General features: G+C 42.5%; 5 protein-coding genes. All 5 read right to left on the bottom strand.

From position 1 onward, the window contains the following. Positions 1-121 precede the first annotated feature (121 nt). Positions 122-556 carry a cytidine deaminase family protein gene (locus E2R31_RS00635; protein WP_084947347.1) on the bottom strand — a complete coding sequence of 145 codons (435 nt, stop codon included), beginning with the start codon at positions 554-556 and terminating at the stop codon, positions 122-124. An 11-nt stretch (positions 557-567) separates the two neighbouring features. Then, positions 568-2028 (bottom strand): glutamate--tRNA ligase, encoded by a 1461-nt coding sequence (gene gltX / locus E2R31_RS00630; protein WP_132972299.1) that lies wholly within the window; start codon positions 2026-2028, stop codon positions 568-570. Between the two features lie 127 nt (positions 2029-2155). After that, positions 2156-3505 carry a glucose-6-phosphate isomerase gene (locus E2R31_RS00625; protein ID WP_132972297.1) on the bottom strand — a complete coding sequence of 450 codons (1350 nt, stop codon included), beginning with the start codon at positions 3503-3505 and terminating at the stop codon, positions 2156-2158. Positions 3506-3673: 168 nt separating this feature from the next. Then, positions 3674-4363 carry a gamma-glutamyl-gamma-aminobutyrate hydrolase family protein gene (locus E2R31_RS00620; RefSeq protein WP_132972295.1) on the bottom strand — a complete coding sequence of 230 codons (690 nt, stop codon included), beginning with the start codon at positions 4361-4363 and terminating at the stop codon, positions 3674-3676. A gap of 139 nt (positions 4364-4502) precedes the next feature. Then, a complete protein-coding gene (locus E2R31_RS00615; RefSeq protein ID WP_132972293.1) occupies positions 4503-6269 on the bottom strand; it encodes an ABC transporter ATP-binding protein in 1767 nt (588 codons plus the stop codon).

Below are 6269 nucleotides of genomic sequence, written 5' to 3'. Positions count from 1 at the left end.
ACCTTGAGCTTTTCAACTCTTTCTATTATACCTACTTTTCCTACTTTGTCAAGGACTTTTTTTAATCTCCTATACAAATTTTTCTATGATAATAGAAAAGAGCCAGTTTAACTGACTCTCTCTATTTTGTTTGCCAATTAGTCGCACGTTCCTCTCCCCACCAGTACGGGATCAATTCGGCAACCTTAATTGTTTTTCTTGTTTCGTAGTCCATCATGAACTCTGCTTCTTTATTTTCAGCATTTAGTTCTAAGAGAAATTCTCTGCAGGCACCACAGGGCATACCTGATCCTTCGCCGTAAGGAGTTTTATCTCGAAAAGCAAGGATTTTCTTAACTTTAGTTTGTCCTGAAAATTGATACATATTGAAGAGAGCCGCTCGTTCTGCACAGAGATGAAAAACGCCACAAGTGCCCTCCATACAAAATCCTGTGAATATCTGACCATCTTCCGCTTCTACCGCGGCAACTACATGGTTTGCATAAACAAAGTCAGAAACTTCATGAGGATTGTATAAAGTTCGTGCTTCTTCATACATCTTTTCCCAGATATCCATTGACAGTCCTTTTATTTAGAAATCTCTTTCAGCATGTTATCGATATGCTGGATTGACTTTTTACGTCCGAGCAAGAAAATGGTGTCTGGCAATTCTGGACCATGCATTTCCCCTGATACAGCAATACGAATCGGCATGAAGAGATTTTTACCCTTGATACCTGTTTCTTTTTGAACTGCTTTGATTTGTGGGAAGATATTCTCTGTCACAAATTCTTCATCTGTCATTGCTTCTAGTTTCGCTTTGAAGGCTTCTAGAACAACCGGAACGGTTTCTCCTGCCATAACCTCGCGCTCAGCGTCTGTCAACTCTGGGAAATCTGAGAAGAAAAGATCTGTCAGCGGAACAATCTCATCAACTGACTTCATCTGTGGCTTGTAGAGTTCTACCATTTTCTCTGACTTGTCAGTCAAACGCCCTGCTTCTTCTAAGTAAGGTTTAGCCATTTCAAAGATTGTCGCAAGATCAGCTCTCTTGATGTAGTCATTGCTCATCCAGTCTAGTTTCTTCTGATCGAAGGCTGCAGGAGACTTGCTGAGGCGGTTTTCATCAAAGAGTTTAATCAATTCCTCACGAGAGAAGATTTCGTCTTCCCCACCAGGGTTCCAGCCAAGAAGGGCGATAAAGTTAAAGACAGCTTCTGGAAGATAGCCTTTCTTACGGTAGTCTTCAATAAACTGAAGGGTATTGGTGTCCCGTTTAGACAATTTTTTACCCGTTTCAGAGTTGATAATCAAAGTCATGTGACCGAATTCTGGTGCTTCCCAACCAAGCGCTTCATAGACCATGAGTTGTTTTGGAGTATTAGCAATATGGTCATCTCCACGGATAACATGAGAAATTTGCATATCGTGATCATCAATCACAACAGCAAAATTGTAAGTTGGGTAACCGTCTTTCTTTTGGATAACCCAGTCACCACCGATATTGCCACCTTCAAACTCGATATCACCTTTGACTATATCGTGCCATTTGTAGATACCAGACTCATTGACAGCCAAACGGACAGTTGGGATGATACCAGCTGCTTCACGTTCTGCAATGTAAGCCGCCTTTTCTTCTTCGCTCATGCCAAGATATTCATTGATGTAGCGTGGTGTTTCACCAGCTGCTTCTTGGCGTTCGCGCTCAGCTGCCAACTCTTCTTCTGTAACGTAAGATTTGTAGGCTTTTCCTTCGGCTAGCAATTGATCGATGTATTTTTGATAGAGTTCCAAACGCTCTGATTGGCGGTAGTTTTCATGAGTTTCTGGGCTTTCATCCCAGTCAATCCCCAACCAACGAAGATTTTCAAGCTGTGAACGTTCACCATCCTCAACATGGCGTTTACGGTCTGTATCTTCGATACGAATGATAAAAGTTCCACCATGATGGCGTGCGTAGAGGTAGTTGAATAATGCTGTACGGGCATTTCCGATGTGTAGTAGTCCTGTTGGACTTGGTGCGTAGCGTACGCGGATATCTTTTGACATAGTTTCTCCTATAAAGTCTCTAGGCGTCTGCCTTTTTGCTTTCTATATTATATCACAAGTCTCGCCTGAGTCCAATTTCTACGGATAAAGAGAGTAAAAAGAGTGGTCAAGCCACTCTTTTCTTCTATTATAGACGTGCATTAAGTTCTTTGCTCAATTCTTCAAACCCTGGTTTCCCAAGAAGGGCAAACATGTTTCGTTTGTAGGCTTCAACACCTGGTTGGTCAAATGGGTTGATGGCATTCAAGTAACCTGAAAGGGCAATTGCCAATTCGAAGAAGTAGATAGTGTATCCAAGAGTGAAAGCGTCTTGCTCTGGAAGAGTCACGTACATGTTTGGTACATCACCGTCTGTGTGGGCAAGAAGAACACCGTCCGTTGCTTTTTTGTTTACAAAGTCAACGTCTTTTCCTTGAAGGTAACCAAGTCCGTCAAGGTCTTCTTCCAAAGTAGGAATAATCACGTTCTTACGTGGTTTGTCAACACGAACAACTGTTTCAAACATGATACGAGTTCCTTCTTGGATAAATTGACCCAATGAGTGCAAGTCAGTTGAGAAGTTTGCTGAAGTTGGGTAAATACCTTTTTGGTCTTTCCCTTCTGACTCACCAGCCAATTGTTTCCACCATTCTGAGAAGTATTGAAGTGATGGCTCGTAGTTTACCAAGATTTCAGTAGCGTAGCCTTTGCGGTAAAGGATGTTACGAACTGCTGCGTATTGGTAAGCTTCATTTTCAGCAATCTTGTCTGAAGTATAGTCTTTGCGAGCTGCGTTGGCACCTTCCATAAGGGCTTTGATGTCAGCACCTGATGCAGCGATTGGAAGCAATCCAACTGCTGTCAATACTGAGAAGCGTCCACCGATGTCATCTGGGACTACAAATGTTTCCCAACCGTTGGCATCTGCTTCAACCTTAACAGCACCTTTTTGGCGGTCAGTTGTTGCATAGATACGTTTGTTAGCTTCTTCTTGTCCGTATTTCTTAACCAAGAGTTCTTTGAAGACACGGAAAGCAATTGCTGGTTCTGTTGTTGTACCTGATTTAGAAATCACGTTTACTGAGAAATCTTTGTCAGCTACGTACTCTACCAAGTCAGCAAGGTAAGTAGATGAGATTGAGTTTCCAGCGTAAAGGATTTGTGGAGCTTTGCGTTCTTCTTTTGTTTGTAAGTTTGCAAAGTGGTGGTTCAAGAAGTCGATGGCTGCTTTAGCACCAAGGTATGATCCACCAATACCGATCACCACCAAAACATCGCTGTCTGATTTGATTTGCTCAGCAGCTTTCAAGATGCGGTCGAATTCTTCACGGTCGTAGTTTTCAGGAAGGTCCAACCAACCCAAAAAGTCGCTACCAGCACCAGTTCCTTTACGAATCAATTCGTCTGCAGCTGTTACTTGTGCTTGCATGTATTCCACTTCATGTGGGGCAATAAATTTGTCTAAAACTTTTGAATAATCAAATTTAATATGTGACATAATAATCCTCCAAAATTTCTTCCTTTCTATCATAACGCTTACCTTCGATTTTTTCAAGCTTTTTTATTGAATTTGCCCAATTTTTATCATGATTCAAACGTTTGCGTAAAAATGCTAAAATATAAAAATTCTGAAAGGGCGAATAAAAACGGCTAGAGACTCTAACCGTTACAATTCATTTAATAAATACTCAAACAGTTCTAAATTGCCGTCTTCTTCATTGACCAGGAACTCTGGGTGCCACTGCAAGCCGATGATACGATGCTCGTCGATAGACTCAATCGCTTCGATGGTCTGGTCTCTTGGATCAATAGCTGTCACACGGAAATTAGGTGCCAGATCTTTGATACTTTGTCGATGAACTGAGTTGACCTGACTTTCTTTGCCAAACAACTTAGCCACCACGCTTCCTTCCACTGTCTCAATAGAATGAGATGTCCCAAAAGGCAAGCCTTGCCAGTGACCTTCAATTTCTTGGTGGAGAGTACCGCCAAAAGCAACATTGACCAGCTGAACACCACGACAGATTGCCAAAATGGGCTTGTCCTGACGAAGAGCTTCTTTCAAAAGAGCCAGTTCAAACTCATCACGCACTAGGTTGTAATCATCGCTCTCGATGGTTTTTTTCTCTCCATAAAACTGAGGATGGACATTTTGCCCACCTGTCAAGATGAGTTTGTCAATCATTTCCACATAATCGCGCACAATGGACTCATCTCCAACAGGAATCACTAAAGGGAGACCTCCGACTTGACGAATGCTCTCTGCAAATTTACAGGATACAGATGAATGAATGTTTTTCCCTTCTGCATCTACAGGACATAGATTTGCAGCAACTCCTACAACCGTTCTAGCCATGATGTGTCTCCTTTCGATTTTCTTGCGACAGTCTTATCTTATCACTCCAACCTTTTCCTGTCTAATATGTTTTTTTAAAGACCGTGATAAGTATTTTTTATGGGCAAGAAAAAGTTGCCCACGAGGACAACTTTCTTTTTTATTCAAAAACAAATTGATTGTGATACAGTTCCGAGTAGAAACCACCGAGTTTGAGTAACTCGTGATGATTTCCACGTTCAATGACCTCTCCATCTTTGAGGACAATAATCTGATCGGCATTGAGGATGGTCTTCAAACGATGGGCAATGACAAAACTAGTTCGACCTGCTACTACTGCCTCCATAGCATGCTGGATCTTGCTTTCTGTTACGGTATCGACATTGGAAGTCGCTTCATCTAAGATTAGGACTTGAGGATCTGTCATCAGGGTTCGAGCGATGGAAATTAATTGTTTTTGACCAGTCGAGAAGATATTTTGCTCATCATCAATAAGGGTATCATACTTATCAGGCAAGCTTTCGATGTAGTCATGAATATGAGTTGCCTTGGCAGCTGCTTCGACCATTTCCTGACTGGCATCTGGCACACCAAAGCGGATATTGTCCCGAATCGTTCCACTAAACAAGACCGAATCCTGCAAGACAATCCCGACCTTGCTCCGCAGGCTGTCCAAGTCGTAGCCACGGATGTCTTTCCCATCAAAGGAAATGCTACCTGCATCCACATCGTAGAAACGATTGATGAGGTTCATGATGGTCGTTTTCCCTGAACCAGTCGGACCTACAACTGCTATCATCTGCCCCTTAGGAGCTGAAATGCTAACATCTTTCAAAATCGGCTTGTCAGGCACATAAGAGAAATCAATATGACTGATTTCAACGCCTTCTCGCAATTCCGTAAAGGCAGGGGCATTTTGCGGGCGAATCTCTTCTTCTGCATCGAACATTTCTTGGATACGATCCGCTCCAGTAAAGGCCAACTGAAGACTTCCCCAACTCGCAGCCACCTGGATAATCGGCTGGTAGTACTGCTGAGAAAATTGGGTAAACATGACAATCAAACCTAGGGCTGTCGTTGTTTCAATACTTGGATCGTTCAGCAAGAAGGCTGAACCTGCAAAAATGACGATGGCCGTATTGACCAAGCTCATCCCATTCATAACTGGAAAGAGGATGCCTGAGAATATTCTCCCCTTAAAGGTCGCCTTGCGCACGCGCTCATTTTGCTCCACAAATCCTGCTATGATGTCTTCTTGAATTCCTTGAACGATGACAACCTTTTGACCTGAGATGCTTTCATCCATGTAGGCATTGAGTTTTCCGACTTCTTGTTGCTGGATGTTGGTGTACTTGCGAGCCATTTTTACAATAAAAACCAGCATGAGAAAGGCTACTGGTGTACTGGCAATGGTAATTAGCGCCAGCGTCACATTTTTTGAAAACATGACAAAAATCAAGCCGATGTAAAGAGCAATATTGCTCATGACCTGAACTAGGCTTTCATTGAAAGCCTGAAGGATATTGTCCAAGTCACTAGTGAAGCGTGAAAGGATATCGCCATCTTGATGGCGGTCAAAGAAAGAAACAGTCAGACGCGAAAGCTTGCCAAAGAGGCCCTTACGCATCTCATTAGTTGACTCAGAAATAATACGGGTCATCAAAATCATGTAAATCAAACTGGACACAACCAAGACCAGCACAACCATGGCTAGATTCAGCATCAGAGCTGACAAACTCTGCCAGGCTAGTTCTGAAGTGCCATTTTGATAGGCTAGGACTAGATTAGCAAGTTCGGTCACTGCTTGACCTGAAAAAACTGGAAAGAGGGCTTGGGCAATCGTCGCAACTGCAACCATCAGAATCACAATGACAAAGGAGAGCTTGTAAACTTTAAAATAATTCCAGAAAAATCGAACGGTTTTCAT

The sequence above is a fragment of the Streptococcus downii genome (genome assembly GCF_004353325.1).
Lineage (GTDB): Bacteria > Bacillota > Bacilli > Lactobacillales > Streptococcaceae > Streptococcus > Streptococcus downii.
This window is presented reverse-complemented; position numbering and strand designations above follow the sequence as displayed.